Raw genomic sequence first — 16022 nt, forward strand, 5'->3', positions numbered from 1 at the left:
TAAACGTTTCATTGTACCAAGCAGCATACGAGGTTGTTCATGAGATTTCGCGCTGTTAGCACTATCCTGTTTCTTGTCATTTTCAACGCAGGCTTTGCAGCCGCCCAATCCAACGACATCGCATCCTGGGACGGGCAGTACGTGGGGTTTGGAATCGGTGGAGCTTGGGGAAAAGCCGATCCTGAAGTCCAGACCCAGAAAGGCACTTATTTCATCACAACTGACCCTGACCAATTGGACCCGGAAGGCTCGCGCAATATGTACGGCTCCGATCTGAGCGGAAACGTTTTTTTTGGATTCAACGGCCAGAAAGATAGATTTGTATATGGGGTCGAGGGAAATTTGTCCTTGAGCAAGTATGACGAGACCCACCACTCTGGAAATGTTACTTACCTGACCTTGCCCACCGACTCCTTTTCCATCACCACCAAAGTCAAATCCGACTGGGCAGTCAGCATCCGGCCCCGCGTAGGCTATGCCCTTGAGAAATCCCTGATTTACATAACTGCCGGACCGATCCTCAGGCGTTTTGAATACGACTTTACCTTTACCGACACAGAAGGTGGTGGCAAATCGCTACACTTCAATAAAGAAGCATGGAAACTGGGGCTTATCGGAGGACTCGGCTACGAACATAAGCTTCTGAACGACTGGTCTGTCAGAACCGAATACCTGTTCTCCACCTACACGAATATTATTGATGGCGACTCTCGATTGGCAAGCTATCCGGAAGACGGGTTCAAACACGACCTGGACTTCACCGAACACAGCCTGTGCATCGGTATATCCAAACGATTCTAGTAAAAAAATAGGCGTTCAGGGCCTCTTCGGATTATCGTCTAGGTTGAAGCAACAGACGCGCCGCTGGATACATGGTCATGTTTCTGGACATTTGATTTCATTTATCCGTTTGGATTTTCGAGAGACAGGATTCAAGTGTGTTTTCATTCTGTATAAATGAGAAAAAACCCGATGCTCTTTGAAGAGCATCGGGTTTTCGTGTTCAAACAGTGTGAAACCGAATTGTTACAATGGAATCAGAAAGGGTAGACTAAAGCACTTGTGCTGGCCTTTTTCGTGCCACTTTTCTTTTCGATGGCATCAATGCGTGCCTTGGCAGCTTCGCGCTGCTCCTTGCGACCGGCATTGCGGACAACCGTACCAAGCAACCGTTTGGCCGTGTCGTATTTGCCTCGCTTTTCGTAAATCAGGGCAGCACGATACATCGCTGTCAGTGCCCAGATGTTCTCCTTTGGATACTGCCAGGCCAGTTTGAGGTAATAGTCCAGGGCCTTTTCCGGATGACGCATGCCGTATTCTCCCTCGCCAAGCCAGAAAAGGGTTTCTGCCTGCAACGCGGTTGTCATGGATTCTTTGACATCCCACATGGCCAAAAGTTCCTTCTGTGCGGTTTTGTAATCCTTTCTCTGCTGATAAAGCAGGGCCATGCGCAAACGAGTCATGACTGGGATCGGTTCTCCCGTTGCAACCATATCCTGGTAAGTTTGCAAGGCCGCTCCCTGTCGACCGGCATTTAATTCAATGCGAGTTTTGATATCCAACCAGGATACCTTTAGATTCGCCGGAAGTGCTGGTTCCTCGATTTTATTCAAGTAAAAGGCACTGAGCTGCAAATGTTTTGCCTTGGCCGCGTCGTTGGCCAGATAGAGCAATCCTTGAATCCCGAATGATGCATTTTCAAAAAGGAATGCGGCACGTTTGGCCAAGGATTGGGAGGGTTTTTTCTCGAAACGTTTCTGCCAGTGGGCAAGCAACAATAATTTGTCCAAAGGGAATAGCTCGTTTGACAGTTGAGCAAGTTCCTTGGGAGAAAACGCCATCCAGAAGGGAGCTTCTGTCAATGGATGGATGTCATGACCAGCGGCTCCGGACAGGGCTGTGAGAATAGGGGAGAGTGCATAGGCTTCAGTGGGATTTGAGGGGAGAACATTGTTCAAGTTTTCCTTGAAGGAAAGAAGTCCTGCCAATTGTAATGAAATCGGAAGTGTTCGTTTATTCAGGGAATTCCAGACATTCTTTGCTGTGGAAAAATCCCCATTCGAGAGCGTTAACGCCAATTTGAAGTTTGAAAGCAGGGCGGTTGTCTGTTCGGAAATCAACATGGACCGTAATTCATTATCAATAGCTTTATTGGCATCATCAAGTGGCATGGCCAACAAATTGTTTTTGAATTGATTCCATGGCCCGGAATGAGGATTGCCGAGAAACCATGTCTCTTTAGATGTAGAATAAGGAGCTAGCATATTGCCGGCCCAGAATGCGTGTGCTTTGAGATAATTGCCTGAAATAAAAGGGGCTAGGTCAGCGGGAAGTGTTCCGTTTTCAAGGAAAAGGACCACGGCTTTCCAAAAAAATCGTACAGGATCCAGGGAAAGCTGATCGAGCTGTTTGTTGGCAGCCTCAAATTTGCTCAAGGAAACCGATGCCATGGACTGGGCGATGATGTTGGTCTCGTCAACGGAGAGAAAAGGGGCTTGAGCCAGGGTGACTTCTGTATTTTCCTTGTTTTCTTCTTTTAATTGTAAAGACTTACCTTCAAGAAGAACCTGAGCCTTGTCCCAGAAAGAATCTTTCCAAACCTGTTGCCCGACAGAGAGAACCTGAAGAAGGGCTTCCTTTTGAGAAGCTCGGGATAGTGTGTGATTGGCCGTATAGGACCAATACATTTTGAGCCAGACATCATGCCAGATAGTTTCAAGTTGTGGTTCTGCTTTGAGCCGTTTATTGCTTGTTGATGCATCCATGAACCGTGTGGCCTGGGTAAACCACAGGACCGCTTTGGAGAGGTCTCCAAGACCTCTGAATGCCTGTCCGCCGATCCACAGACGTTCGGCTTCGAGTTTTTTGTCGTCGAAGGCAGCGGTCATTTCAATGATTTCAAGAGCCTGAGCCGGAGAATTCAGATTGAGATACACCTGCGCCCGTTTTAAAACGTCTTGGGGTGTTTCGTCTGTCTTTTCAGCAGCGTATTCTTTTTCCAGCCGATCCCAAGCTCGATAATGTTCAAGCCATTGTTGAAAGCTTTGTTGTGGGGCGGCCAGACTATTAGTCCCGAAAACAAATAAACAGAGCAGTGAAGCGCAAAAGGAGAGTGAAAGTTTCATTGTCCCTCAAGTGCCGAGAACGGCTATTTGGAGTGTCTTTGATGCGACAGCTGTATCAGGCTCGAAAAAAACTCTCAATGGGGAGTTTATGACACAAAACCCATTTTGAGGCCGTAAAAAAGAAGACGCAAGGGAATAGCGATTGTCCATGTGTTCAAAAAACAATGGGGCAATCGGTGGACCAATTTTAAATGGCCAATTCGGTCTCAATTTGTTAAAAGTTTACATAATTTACATTATGAGACAAATATATAAATACTTGATATATCGATATTAATTTGAATTTAACGTCGGAGGTTCTGTCGTTATACTCTTCGTGTGCTTATTGATAAGTCGTACTCACTGTCTCATTTCGTATATGCGTCGTTTTGAGGGTTTTTATGAATTGCTGGTCGATACTTGGGCGCAAATGCGTCTGGGGGGATTCCTGGGCCAAAAAAAAGGCCCTGGGATGGGCCTTTCTCTCTTTGTGATGTGTTTTGGTGCTTATTCTTCGTCTTTTTCGATGCTCGGTGCCTGAATTTGCTTCAAAAACTTGTCCCGGCATTCATAGGAACAAAACATGTGGACCGTGTCCCCTTCCCGGACTCGAATGGAGCTGTCTTTTTCGACATAGGTGCCGCATACCGGGTCTTTGACCATTTCACCGGAGGCCACTTTATCTTTGATGACCTTTTCGTTGTTCATTTCCTTTTTCTTTTTGTCTCCCATGAAGAGCTTGTAAACAAGGAAAATAGCTGCGCCAATGACCAGGAATTTCAGCATGGTATGTCTCTTTATGTAATGGTTTAAGCTTTTTGCCAAATGGTGTGGCCATCGAGTTTGTACTCGATGGCATCCAGAGCCGCATCAATGGATGTTCCGTCCGGGAAAATGAAGTTCGGTGCGATTTCCTTCAAAGGAACCAGAACAAACGCCCTTTCCTTGGCCCGTGGATGCGGCAACGTCAAAAAGTCCATCTCCATGGTGACGTCACCCCAGGCGATAATATCCATGTCCAGAGGTCGTGGACCACCCTTTACGGATCGTTCTCGGCCCATTTTTGCTTCAATGGCCATACATGTGGACAGGAATCCCTGTGCCGACCAGATTTCAGCGTCGATTTCAAGGCCGATTATCTGGTTGGTGAACCATGGTTGATCCGTGACTTCGCCTTGCGGTTCGGTCGTGTAGTATTCAGAGACGCCTCTGAGACGAATTTCATCGCCATAGTCTTCGAGCTTTATCAGTGCTTCGTTCAGATTGTCTTCCGTGTCTCCGACGTTGGAGCCAAGGCTGACATAGCACATTATAGTTTCGATATTCTGGATACCGCCTCCTCAAGCAGATCGTTATTGACAGTCAGGGAAATACGGAAATATCCCTCCCCTGGCGTGCCGAAACCATTGCCGGGTGTGAGGACAACGCCTGTCTGTTTCAGAACGTTCGTCACGAATTCCGACGAGTTGTTTCCTTCAGGAACATTGCACCAAAGATAAAAGGATGCGTCGGGAACACGGTGCTTGATGCCCGCTTTGTTCAAAGCGGCGCTGACCACATCCCTGCGTTCCTTGTAGATGGCGCGAAATTTTTCCGCATGGGGTTCGCCATGACGAAGCGCGGCAATACCGGCTTCCTGAACCGCCTGAAAAATGCCGGAATCCACATTTTCCTTGATTTTGCCCAGTCCGGCAACGAGATCACTATTCCCCACTGCCATGCCGACGCGCCAGCCGGTCATGTTGTAGGTTTTGGACAGGGAATGGAATTCGATGCACACGTCTTTTGCGTGCTCGCATTCCATGATGGAAATGGGACGGTTTTTCGGATCATAGTAGATTTCCGTGTAGGCGGCATCGGAAATGACGATGACGTTGAATTCCCGGGCCTTTTCAATCAGCCGATCATAAAATTCCTTGGTCGCTGTGGCGGCAGTCGGATTATTCGGATAGCACACGAAAATCATCTTGGCCTTGGCCCAGGTGTCGTTGCTGATTGCATCCAGGTCGACTAGGAAATCGTTTTCTTCCAACAAAGGCAGGTATTCAACAACTCCACCGGCGAATTCCGTGGCAACGCCGTAAACCGGGTAATTGGGAGTCGCAACGAGAGCCAAGTCCCCGGGGTTGATATATGCCAACGGGAAATGGGCAATGCCTTCCTTGGAACCGATCAGACTGACAACTTCTGTCTGGGCATCAAGGTCCACGTCAAAACGTTGTTTGTACCAGTCTGCCACAGCCTGACGATAGGCGGGCATTCCGACATAGGACGGATATTGGTGATTGACAGGCTTTTTCGCCCCTTCGTACAGCGCCTCAATGATGAATTCAGGGGTGGGCAGATCGGGATCACCAATTCCCAGACTGATAATATCCATACCGTTGGCGGCCACTTCCGCTTTGGCCTTGTCGATGGCCGCGAAAAGATATGGGGGCAGCGAGGAAAGGCGGTCAGCCAATGTAAAATGAGACATGTATGAATTCTCCTTAAATTTCTTCAATACAAACACTTTCATAATTGCGGCTTGACCCGGTGTCAATCCGAACTGTTGCGCTTTGAGCGGTCCCTTGGTAGCACTCTTGAGAGTGGCGGAACCAGATATTCAAATTCTTTCTGGCTGTATCTTTTTTGAAAAGGTATCATCCAATACTTTAAATATATAAATATGACCCGAGTGTTTTCGTGAATCACAAAAAATTTGAAAAATCATCGAAAAATGTCACGCATCCATGGGTTGATCGGTATCTGGAATTTGTCCTGATCGAAAAAGGACTCTCTGAGAATAGTCTGTCCGGGTATGCCGACGACCTGCATTCTTTGTTGACGTTTTTGAGCGAAAAATCTTTTTCCCTTGAAGATCTTTCTGACAAAACGCTTTTTTTATACCTGACGTATCTGCGGGCCAAAGGTTTGAAAAGTCGTTCACTGGCTCGGCATCTGTCCTCGTTGCGTGGCTTTTTTACCTTTGCGGTGAATGAAAAATGGTACAAGAAAGACCCCGGTCATCTTTTGGAAAATCCTAAATTACCCAAAAAACTTCCGGAATTTCTGACAAAAGAGGAAATCTCTCGAATTCTCGCCCTTCCCGACACGTCCACAAAGCTTGGGATGCGGGACAAGGTTATCCTGGAGCTGCTCTACGCGGCCGGATTACGAGTATCTGAATTGATCGCCATGAAAGTGTTGGATTTTGATCCCCAGGTGGGACTTCTCAAGATCTTTGGCAAGGGAGCCAAGGAACGGCTGATTCCGATTCACTACACCGCTCAGGAATATTTATCGCAATACATTGAATTCACACGCCCTTCGTTCAAGCCTGTCGAAGATTTCATGTTTTTGAATCGTTCGGGCAAGGGGCTGACCCGTCAAGGTGTCTGGAAGCTCATCAAGAAATTTGCTACATTGGCCCAGATAAAGCGACCAATATCGCCACATACCTTCCGCCATTCTTTTGCCACGCATCTTTTGGAAGGTGGTGCTGATTTGCGAACGGTCCAATTGCTTTTGGGGCACGCGGATATCAGTGCGACGGAAATTTATACCCATGTGGAGTCGAACAGGTTGAAAAGTTTGCATCAGCGGTATCATCCCCGCTCCTCAATGTAGGCTGAAGTGAAATAGAATGAGTAAAAAAACACCGAAATTGTCCGCACCAATCGTCATCACAGGACATGCCAATGCGGATTTTGACGCTTTGGCCGCGATGGTCGCCGCGAGTAAATTATATCCTGATGCCGTGCTTATTTTTCCAGGCAGTCAGGAAACAAATCTCCGGAATTTTTTCATTGAAAGCACAATATATCTTTTTAATTTCAAGGCGTTCAAGGACATTGATCCTACGTCTGTGGAATTGCTCGTCGTGGTGGATACCCGACAGCGTTCGCGGATTCCGCATGTTCGTCCCGTGCTGGATAATCCCAATTTGCGTATTCATGTCTATGACCACCATCCTGACAGTGAAGAAGATTTGCCTGCGGAAAAAAGTGTGGTCAGATCGTGGGGAGCGACAACGTCAATCATCGTGGACGAGATTCGGAAACAGGGATTATCGGTCAATCGAGAGGAAGCCACCCTCCTCGGTCTTGGCATATATGAAGACACCGGGTCTTTTGCGTTCAATACCACGACCCCGCATGACTTTGAGGCCGCAGGCTGGCTCAAGATGCAGGGAATGGATATCGAGGCAGTCTCAGAACTCCTGACTCGGGAACTGTCTGCCGCACAAGTCACGTATCTCGGCGATTTGCTCAAAAATGCAACGACGTATGATATCCATGGTGTTGACGTTATCATCACTGAAATTTCCACCGACCGTTTCGTCCCGGATTTTGCCTTGTTGGTGCATAAATTGATGGACATGGAAAAAATCAAGGTGGTTTTCGCTCTGGGCCGTATGGCTGATCGGATTCATGTGGTCGCTCGGTCAAGAAATCCTGACGTGAACGTCGGACAGATCTGTTCTTCGCTTGGAGGTGGCGGCCATGAAGCTGCGGCTTCGGCCACAGTGAAAGACAAGACTCTGGCCGAATTGCGGGATGATCTGTTTGCCCTGTTCTATTCCCAGATTAATCCGCAAATCGTGGTCGAGGGGCTGATGTCCCGCCCTCCTGTTGTTATCGGCAGTGACAAAAATATCGCGGATGCCGTGGAGCTGATGACCCGGTATGGATTGAAAGATGTCCCGGTCGTGGAGACCGAGACCATGGAATGTGTTGGTATTATGGGACACAAGATCGCAGACAAGGCTCTTTCGCATCATTTGGGACAGGTGAGCCTGTGTGAATACATGACCCGGTCCTTTGATACCGTCGAAGTGAAGACGGATTTGTACCGTGTCATGGAGATCATTTTGAGCAATCGACAGCGAATGTTGCCTGTCGTTGATAATAAGGTATTGGTTGGAGTCATCACTCGAACAGATTTGATGAACATGCTGATTGATGAACCGGCTCGTATCCCGGATTCGTTGTTGCCGGACCGACGTCGAGAACGCAGTATCGTGGGGCAAGTGCGAAATCGTCTTCCACAAAAAATGCTTGAACTTTTAAAGACTGCGGGAGAACTTGGACTCAGTCTGGGCTGGGAAATATACGCTGTGGGCGGGTTTGTTCGCGATATCCTTTTGGGTCGGCCCAATTTTGATCTTGATCTGGTGGTTGAAGGCGATGGTATCGCCTTTGCCCGCAAATTTGCCAGTCTTGCAGGAGGTCGGGTCAAGGCGCATTCCAAATTCAAGACCGCCGTGGTCATTCTTGATGACGGTCAACGGGTGGATGTGGCGACCGCTCGGCTTGAATATTATGAATACCCAGCCGCATTGCCAACTGTGGAGCTGTCATCCATCAAGATGGATTTGTATCGACGCGATTTTACTGTCAACGCCTTGGCTCTGCGGATCAATCCTGGAAAATTTGGACAACTCGTTGATTTTTTCGGCGCAGAACGGGATTTGAAAAACCGAACCATCCGCGTGTTGCATTCATTGAGTTTTGTCGAAGACCCCACACGAATTTTGCGGGCTATTCGATTTGAACGCCGTTTTGATTTTCGCATTGGCGGACAGACCATGCGGCTGATAAAAAATGCGCTCAATCTGGAGCTGTTCAGCAAATTGTCTGGCACCAGAGTCATGCATGAATTGCAGTGGATCATGAATGAAGATGACCCGCTCGCCTGTTTTGTCAGGATGCAGGAGCTGGGGATCATGGCCGCCATTCATCCGCTCCTCAAATTGACCCGAGATCGGGTCCAGATTCTGACGGAATTGGGTAAGGTCCATAGTTGGTACAAGTTGTTGTATCTGGAACCGGAAGTGACGCCGTGGAAACTGTACATTCTCGGCATGACATTGGGGATCAAACACAAGGATATCGAGCAGATCACGACCCGTTTGCATTTTACCAAAAAGGAAGAGCGAGATTTTATTCAGTTGCGTGATATGATCGGCGACGCCCTGATGAAGCTTATGAGTTGGCGTGAAGGCTCATCTAAACTCAGTCAGTTGTATACCATCCTGCACCCGCTTCCCGTGGAAGGCGTGTTGTTTCTCATGGCACGGAGTCAAAAGGAACATATCCGCCGCCATATTTCACAATATCTCGCTCGGTTGCGGTATATCGAGATTGATGTCGACGGTAAAGATTTGCTAAAGATGGGGCTTGAGCCAGGTCCTATTTATGCCTTAATTCTTGATGCGCTCATGTGTGCCAGGATAGACAATCAGGTCGAGACCTATGAAGAACAGTTGGCCTTTGCTCAAAAAAGGTATGAAGATTACCGTACCGAGGAACAGAATTCTACTGAAAAATGATGTGTTTCTGGCTTGCTCTCTTGAAACAAGCGGTGTAGAAAAAAACGATATTTATGGTGTCTTTGTTTTCGTTGACATAGGGACAGCCTGACGGCTGGTGTGATCGAGAACGGACGCAAAGGATTGAAAGATAATGGTGGACGTGTTGTGGGCGCCGTGGCGTCTGAATTACATACTTGGACCCAAGCCGGATGAATGTGTTTTTTGTATTCCAGACGATTCGTCTGAAGATGAAGAACGATATATTCTGGCGCGAGGAAAACACTGTTTTGTCATCATGAACAAATTCCCGTATAACAATGGGCATCTCATGGTAACGCCATACCGGCATGTCAGTCATTTGACGGATTTGACGCTTGAAGAATCCAATGATTGTATGTTGTGGCTCAGGCATTGTACAGCTGTCCTCGAGACAATTTTCAACCCTCAGGGAATAAATATGGGACTGAATCTGGGAGAGGCGGCAGGTGCTGGAATCGCTCAGCATTTGCATTTTCAGATAGTTCCTCGGTGGAATGGAGATGCTTCATTCATGGCTGTTTTCGGGGAAACGACGGTTATCCCGGAGCACTTGAATTCAACTTACAGCAAACTCAAGCCGCTATTTGATGAAATAACTGCTTAAGGAGATGTTCATGCGTTTTATCAAAGTCCTGTTTCTGTTGGCTCTTTTTGTTTTTTCCATTCTTTTCTTCAGTCAAAACATAGAAGTGTTACAGCAGGAATTAACGTTGATTTTAGACATACCGTATGTTGTGACGTTGCATTCCATCCCCCTGCCTTTTAGTGTCTTGATCCTGTTGGCTTTTGTGGTAGGGTCTCTGTTGACCATGGTCTATTTCATTATTGATAAATTCCGTTCAGGCTCAAAGCTCAAAGAGTGTCGGACCCGTATGTCGAGCCTGGAGCAGGAATTGAATTCCCTGCGGAATCTGCCCATCAGTGCCGATCAGCCGTATTCTGAAAACGAAGAAGACAAATAATAAGGAATTGTATGAGTTGGCAGCTTTTTAAACGCAAAAAGGTCGCAACCTTTGACAAGAATTTCAAAGCAGCACGTGAAGCTGGCGGAGGTGTCTCTCTGCCGGTTCAAGACACCCGTGCGGCGATTGAAGAGCTCAGTCAGGTTGTTAAAAATGACCCTGAAGCGGTTGAGATTTACCTTGCACTCGGCAGTTTGTACCGCTCGCAAGGAGAAATCGAGCGTGCCATCCAGATTCGAAACAGTCTTATTGTCAGGCCTGGTCTTGATCGAAAGTTCAAGGCCAGAGCCTGGTTTGAATTAGGCCGGGATTTCAGGCGTGCCGGATTTTTGGATCGGGCGGAAAAAGCCTTTCAGGAAGCGCGTTCTCATGGGCAGGATCCTACGGCGATCCACAAGGAAGTGGCCCGGTTGGCCGCTGAACGTGGTGATTTTGAAAAGGCGGCCGAGTCCTATGGTCAATTGAATCTGCCCTTGCCTCAGGCCCATTATCTTGTCCGACTCGCACTTGACCGTTTTGCCGATGGCAATAACTCTCAGGCACATCGAGCCTTGCGTCACGCGATTCGTGCGTATCCCGGTGCTGTCGAGGCGTGGCTGGAACAAATTGTTCAGGCGTATAAAACCGGCAACGCTACAAAGGTTGCGGACATCCTTGGTCAGGGATTGGAACGGGTCGCTCCTGATTTGCGGTTTGTCCTTTTTGAAGGTCTGTTCCTCTCGGTTCGACGAGCGGAAAAGGCCAAGGAATCATCACTCGGCGAAGATCATGAGTGGTCTCGAGTGTGCCCTGATGAAAAGTTGGTCCATGCGATTCTCCCTGTCATAGAAAGGCAGGATCCGGATATCCTTCTTTTGTATTACGGAGCCATGTTCCTGCTCCGTATTGAAGAATTTGAAGACGCCCAGGATTGGTTGGAAAAGGCATTGATGCTATTGCCAGATTTTTGGATGGCTCGACTTGAGTTGTTTGAATTGTCCCGGGCTGACCAGACATTGACGCCGTTCTATAAAGAACAATTGACTTTCTTCATTCACCGCGCGCGGAACGTCCGTCGTTTTGTCTGCCGTCGGTGTGGCTTGAAGAGAGACCAATTATTCTTCAACTGTCCCCGTTGTCGAAGCTGGCATTCCATTGCGTTTCGCACGGACATTTCCGAATAAATTTAACTTCCCAGATATATCGTGGCAAAGAAAAAACTGACGCCAATGCTTGAGCAGTATCTCCGCTTCAAAGAGGAGAATCCAGGCTGCCTGTTGTTCTTTCGTATGGGCGACTTTTACGAGTTGTTCTTCGAAGATGCCGAAACCGTGGCCAGAGCTGTTCAAATCACTCTGACAAGTCGGAATCCCAATGATGAAAACCCTATCCCCATGTGCGGAATGCCTCACCACTCCGTGGAGCCGTACTTGAGCCAATTGCTCGATAAAGGATATAAAATTGCCATCTGTGATCAGGTGGAAGATCCCAAGGAAGCCAAGGGGTTGGTGAAACGGGATGTGACTCGTGTTCTCACCCCGGGGACTGTTGTGGAGGATTCCAACCTGACGTCCAAGGCGAACAACTATCTTGGTGCCCTTTTTTGGGATGATGCCCGTGATGCCGGTGGTATTGCCTGGCTCGATTTTTCCACGGGTCAATGGGCTGGGTTATCGAGTCGGCGAGAGGTGGAACTCTGGCAATGGATGACCAAAATTGGTCCGAGAGAGTTATTGCTCCCACAAGGGAAAAAAGTGCCGCCACAATTTTCCGAATTGGGGGCACAGGTGACCAGTGTTGCAACTGGGGCGTATTTCGATCTTTCGGCTTCAGCCAACAGAGTGTTGGAAATGCAGTCTGTTCCTGATTTAGAAAGTCTCGGATTGGGTGGGAAAAATGAGTTGGTTCGCGCCTGTGGTGCTCTGCTGAAATATCTTGAGCAAACGCAAAAAGGCAATTTTGGGCATTTGGGCGAATTCAAGCCGTTGAATTTGGGAAAACATCTTCTTCTCGATGAAATCACCGAAAGAAATCTTGAAATTTTTCGACGACTTGATGGTAAAACCGGCCTGGGAACAGTGTGGCATGTTCTTGACCGAACGCTGACACCAATGGGTGGTCGGCTATTGGAAGCCCGTTTGCGACAACCGTGGCGACATCTTTCTCCCATAGAAAAGACCCTTGATTGCGTGACCTTTTTCTTTGAACATGACCAATTTCGTTCCGATGTCCGTCATGCGTTGAATTCCGTGTATGATCTGGAACGACTTTCCACTCGAATTTTTCTTGGCCGGGCAATGCCAAAGGATTTTATTGCGCTGCGGAAAAGTCTATCCATGCTGCCCGTGCTCAAAGCCTGTCTTATCAAGCACAACTTTGAAACCGCCCCGGAGTTACGCAAGATATTCAAGAAATGGGATGCGATGGATGATCTGGCGACACTGCTTGAGTCCGCATTTGTCGATAGCCCTCCTCCGGTCATCACCGATGGTGGATTATTCAAGAAAGGCTATAATGCCGATTTGGATGAGTTTATTGAATTGAATGAACATGGCGAAGACAAACTTCGGGAATTGCATGAAAAAGAATTGAAGACCAACGATATTCCCAAACTCAAGCTCGGTTTCAACAAGGTCTTTGGCTATTATTTCGAAGTGTCAAAAGCCTATAAGGGACAAGTGCCTGAGCATTTTGTTCGTCGTCAGACCCTCGTCAACAGCGAACGGTATATCACCCCGGAACTCAAGGAAATGGAGGACCGGATCATCTCGGCCTCTGAAGAGCGCAAGAGTCTGGAATACAAATTATTTCAGGAGTTGCGAGAGGTTCTCGCCAAGGCTCGGCAACGTTTTTTATTCATGGCTGATATCGTGGCAGCACTGGATTATTGGCAAGGGCTGGCTGAATCAGCTCGTGTCAACGAATGGTGCCGCCCTGTGCTTCATGATGGCATGGAAATCGAGATTGAAGCAGGACGACATCCGGTTGTCGAAGAGGCAATGGGAGCGTCAAATTACATCCCCGGTGATCTGAAAATGGACAAGGATCGACGGATTTTGCTCATTACCGGCCCAAATATGGCGGGTAAGTCCACAGTCTTGCGACAGGTCGCCATCCAGACGATCATGGCGCAGATCGGTTCATTTGTTCCGGCCAAGTCTGCACGAATCGGTTTGGCCGATCGGGTTTTTTCTCGTGTTGGGGCTTCGGATAATCTGGCACAAGGCCATTCGACCTTTATGGTTGAAATGACGGAAACTGCCCGAATTTTGCGCCAGGCCACTAAACGGAGTCTGGTTATTTTAGATGAAATAGGTCGGGGAACCAGCACTTATGATGGACTTTCTTTGGCCTGGGCCGTGGTAGAAGAACTCTCCTCTCGTGCCAGTGGTGGTATCCGAACGCTTTTCGCTACACATTACCATGAATTGACCAGCCTTGAAGGAAAGATTGAAGGATTGCGTAATCTCAATATCGCGGTCAAGGAGTGGAAAGGTGATATCGTCTTTTTGCGCAGACTTGTTCCCGGTCCTGCTGACAGGAGCTATGGTATTGAAGTGGCCAAATTGGCCGGTGTGCCGCGCGGTGTTGTTGAACGGGCGCGGGAAATTCTTGCGAAGCTTGAAGAAAAGTCGCAGGATACTCATTCCAAGGGTGCTGTGGAACGGGCTTCCCAGACATTGTTGCCCGGATTTGGTGCGCCCCCTATTGAGGTGCCTGAAAAATTGGTCGAACACCCGATCATCACGCAGCTCGTCGATCTCGATGTGGACGGCATGACGCCAATTCAGGCGTTGATGTTGCTCAATCAGTGGAAAGACATGATAAAAGGATAAGATGGATGCGTACAATATTTGTCCGAACCCTTGTGCTTGTCAGTGTTCTGACCATTGTTTCCGGGTGTGCTCTGGGCCGCAAGGAATGGCCTGCATCCGTAAACAGTGAAGACGCCTTTGGTTTGAAGCTCATGGATGGAGTCAGGCAAGATGAGTGCCTTTTGTTGCAGATAGCGGTCACCGGAGCCACTCATCGGCTTTGGCGCGCCAGTGTGCAATATGAAGCGGTTGGAACAGCACCGGGCCAAGGATGTGAGGGATGTCCCTTTGTTCCCCGGAATGCGGTTCATTTCACCCGAGATCAGGACGGATTCAATCTGAAAGGACAGACGCTTCAATTGAGTATCTGTGGTCTTGAGCCAGGGATTGAGTATCGATTCAGAGTTGCCGGGAAAAGTGAACTCTCCGTCATGCCGATTGAATACACCGATGTCTTTCAGGCCGTGCCATAATTTCAAGATTTCATTTGATATGTGGAAAGTATTGGATGATACACACAAAGACAGTGTAGAAAGACAGCATATCATTTTTGAGGAGATCATATATGCATCATTTTGAATACCGCGACGGCGTCCTTTTTGCCGAAGACGTCAGTGTGACCGCTTTGGCCGAAGAGTATGGAACCCCATTGTATATTTATTCTGCCGCTACTTTCAGGCGTCATTTCAAGGCTTTTGATTCCGCCTTTAAAGGGTTGGATCATTTGACCTGCTATTCCGTCAAAGCCAACTCGAATTTGTCGATTCTTAAATTGTTGGCTGCTGAGGGTGCCGGCATGGATATCGTTTCCGGTGGCGAGTTGTTTCGAGCCCTCAAGGCCGGCGTTTCGCCAGAGAAAATTGTGTATTCCGGAGTGGGAAAACGCGATTCGGAAATTCGTGATGCTTTAAAAGCCGGTATTTTGATGTTCAACGTGGAATCCGTTGCCGAGCTTGAACGTATCAACAGTGTTGCCGGAGAATTGGGGATGAAAGCTAATGTGAGTTTCAGAATCAACCCGGATGTTGATCCGCAGACTCACCCGTATATTTCAACTGGCATGAAAGAAAATAAGTTCGGATTGGATATTGAAAATTCTTTGAAAGCGTATCAACGCGCAGCAGAAATGGATCATGTTGAACCTGTCGGTATGGATTGTCATATCGGTTCACAGCTCACAAGTATTGAGCCATTTCTTGAAGCGTTGGACAAATTGCTGCATTTCAATTCCCAATTGAAAAAAATGGGAATAATCATTCAGTATCTTGATCTTGGCGGAGGATTGGGTATTGCATATGATGCCGAAGAACCGCCCCACCCGTCTGAATTTGGTCAGGCTCTTAGTGAAAAATTACAGGGTCTTCCTTTGAAGGTTATTTTTGAACCTGGCCGTGTTATTGCGGGGAATGCAGGTATTCTTGTGACCAAAGTGGTATATACGAAATCAAACCCAACAAAGAATTTCCTTATTGTTGATGCCGGTATGAACGATTTGATTCGTCCGAGTTTGTATGGTTCGTATCATCGTATCGGTGAAGTCGAACTCAGTGGTCGTCAGCATAAACCGTTTGATGTCGTTGGTCCCATTTGTGAATCCGGCGATTTTCTTGCTCGAGATCGAGAGTTGCCTGCCGTGGATCAGGGAGAACGACTGGTCGTCTACTCCGCTGGAGCGTATGGATTTACTATGGCGTCGAATTACAACACCCGTCCCCGTGCCTGTGAGTTGCTTGTGGATGGGGATACCGTCCATGTTGCCCGGAAACGGGAAACATATGAAGATCTTGTTGCAAACGAACTCTAAAAGAAAAGCCGGGAGTTCGCTCCC

At 47.9% G+C, this 16022-nt stretch carries 13 protein-coding genes; 9 read left to right on the forward strand and 4 right to left on the reverse strand.

From position 1 onward, the window contains the following. Positions 1 to 39: 39 nt before the first annotated feature. Positions 40 to 801, forward strand: a complete 762-nt coding sequence (locus GO013_RS06810) for an outer membrane beta-barrel protein (protein WP_163809480.1) — start codon at positions 40 to 42, stop codon at positions 799 to 801. Between the two features lie 236 nt (positions 802 to 1037). Here GO013_RS06810 and GO013_RS06815 read toward each other — a convergent pair whose 3' ends face one another. The 4 genes from GO013_RS06815 to GO013_RS06830 all read right to left on the reverse strand — a co-directional run bounded on the left by GO013_RS06815 (position 1038) and on the right by GO013_RS06830 (position 5580). Continuing rightward, entirely contained in the window at positions 1038 to 3125 is a 2088-nt protein-coding gene (locus GO013_RS06815) for a tetratricopeptide repeat protein (protein WP_163809482.1), read from the reverse strand. Between the two features lie 486 nt (positions 3126 to 3611). Next, positions 3612 to 3890: a YHS domain-containing protein gene (locus GO013_RS06820; RefSeq protein WP_163809484.1), complete on the reverse strand. Its 279-nt coding sequence runs from the start codon at positions 3888 to 3890 to the stop codon at positions 3612 to 3614. Between the two features lie 23 nt (positions 3891 to 3913). Beyond that, complete coding sequence (folK, locus tag GO013_RS06825; protein WP_203529436.1) at positions 3914 to 4414, reverse strand: 2-amino-4-hydroxy-6-hydroxymethyldihydropteridine diphosphokinase; 501 nt, start codon at positions 4412 to 4414, stop codon at positions 3914 to 3916. Continuing rightward, positions 4414 to 5580, reverse strand: coding sequence for an LL-diaminopimelate aminotransferase (locus GO013_RS06830; protein ID WP_163809486.1), 1167 nt, complete (start codon positions 5578 to 5580; stop codon positions 4414 to 4416). The genes folK and GO013_RS06830 overlap by 1 nt, the downstream gene beginning before the upstream one ends. Positions 5581 to 5789: 209 nt before the next feature. Here GO013_RS06830 and xerD point away from each other — a divergent pair, with 209 nt between their 5' ends. The 8 genes from xerD (at position 5790) to lysA (ending at position 15998) form a co-directional block, all read left to right on the forward strand. Next, a complete protein-coding gene (xerD, locus tag GO013_RS06835) occupies positions 5790 to 6713 on the forward strand; it encodes a site-specific tyrosine recombinase XerD (protein ID WP_163809487.1) in 924 nt (307 codons plus the stop codon). 16 nt (positions 6714 to 6729) lie between these two features. Continuing rightward, positions 6730 to 9417 carry a CBS domain-containing protein gene (locus tag GO013_RS06840; RefSeq protein ID WP_163809489.1) on the forward strand — a complete coding sequence of 896 codons (2688 nt, stop codon included), beginning with the start codon at positions 6730 to 6732 and terminating at the stop codon, positions 9415 to 9417. 136 nt (positions 9418 to 9553) lie between these two features. Then, the gene (locus GO013_RS06845; protein WP_163809726.1) at positions 9554 to 10042 is read left to right on the forward strand and encodes an HIT domain-containing protein; all 489 of its coding nucleotides are present in this window, start codon (positions 9554 to 9556) and stop codon (positions 10040 to 10042) included. Between the two features lie 10 nt (positions 10043 to 10052). Beyond that, complete coding sequence (locus GO013_RS06850; protein WP_163809493.1) at positions 10053 to 10400, forward strand: LapA family protein; 348 nt, start codon at positions 10053 to 10055, stop codon at positions 10398 to 10400. Positions 10401 to 10411: 11 nt separating this feature from the next. After that, entirely contained in the window at positions 10412 to 11563 is a 1152-nt protein-coding gene (locus GO013_RS06855) for a tetratricopeptide repeat protein (RefSeq protein WP_163809494.1), read from the forward strand. Positions 11564 to 11608: 45 nt separating this feature from the next. Next, positions 11609 to 14215 carry a DNA mismatch repair protein MutS gene (mutS, locus tag GO013_RS06860; RefSeq protein WP_203529449.1) on the forward strand — a complete coding sequence of 869 codons (2607 nt, stop codon included), beginning with the start codon at positions 11609 to 11611 and terminating at the stop codon, positions 14213 to 14215. Between the two features lie 5 nt (positions 14216 to 14220). Continuing rightward, positions 14221 to 14667 (forward strand): hypothetical protein, encoded by a 447-nt coding sequence (locus GO013_RS06865; protein ID WP_163809496.1) that lies wholly within the window; start codon positions 14221 to 14223, stop codon positions 14665 to 14667. A 92-nt stretch (positions 14668 to 14759) separates the two neighbouring features. Further along, positions 14760 to 15998, forward strand: a complete 1239-nt coding sequence (gene lysA, locus GO013_RS06870) for a diaminopimelate decarboxylase (RefSeq protein WP_163809498.1) — start codon at positions 14760 to 14762, stop codon at positions 15996 to 15998. Positions 15999 to 16022 lie beyond the last annotated feature (24 nt).

The sequence above is a fragment of the Pseudodesulfovibrio sp. JC047 genome (assembly GCF_010468615.1).
Lineage (GTDB): Bacteria > Desulfobacterota > Desulfovibrionia > Desulfovibrionales > Desulfovibrionaceae > Pseudodesulfovibrio.

Bases quoted from the DNA above. Each gene is read 5' to 3' on its own strand.
- GO013_RS06850 (WP_163809493.1), top strand. From the start codon at position 10,053: ATGCGTTTTATCAAAGTCCTGTTTCTGTTGGCTCTTTTTGTTTTTTCC.
- lysA (WP_163809498.1), top strand. From the start codon at position 14,760: ATGCATCATTTTGAATACCGCGACGGCGTCCTTTTTGCCGAAGACGTC.
- mutS (WP_203529449.1), top strand. From the start codon at position 11,609: ATGCTTGAGCAGTATCTCCGCTTCAAAGAGGAGAATCCAGGCTGCCTG.
- GO013_RS06830 (WP_163809486.1), bottom strand. From the start codon at position 5,580: ATGTCTCATTTTACATTGGCTGACCGCCTTTCCTCGCTGCCCCCATAT.
- GO013_RS06810 (WP_163809480.1), top strand. From the start codon at position 40: ATGAGATTTCGCGCTGTTAGCACTATCCTGTTTCTTGTCATTTTCAAC.
- GO013_RS06865 (WP_163809496.1), top strand. From the start codon at position 14,221: ATGCGTACAATATTTGTCCGAACCCTTGTGCTTGTCAGTGTTCTGACC.
- GO013_RS06815 (WP_163809482.1), bottom strand. From the start codon at position 3,125: ATGAAACTTTCACTCTCCTTTTGCGCTTCACTGCTCTGTTTATTTGTT.
- folK (WP_203529436.1), bottom strand. From the start codon at position 4,414: ATGTGCTATGTCAGCCTTGGCTCCAACGTCGGAGACACGGAAGACAAT.
- GO013_RS06840 (WP_163809489.1), top strand. From the start codon at position 6,730: ATGAGTAAAAAAACACCGAAATTGTCCGCACCAATCGTCATCACAGGA.
- GO013_RS06855 (WP_163809494.1), top strand. From the start codon at position 10,412: ATGAGTTGGCAGCTTTTTAAACGCAAAAAGGTCGCAACCTTTGACAAG.
- GO013_RS06820 (WP_163809484.1), bottom strand. From the start codon at position 3,890: ATGCTGAAATTCCTGGTCATTGGCGCAGCTATTTTCCTTGTTTACAAG.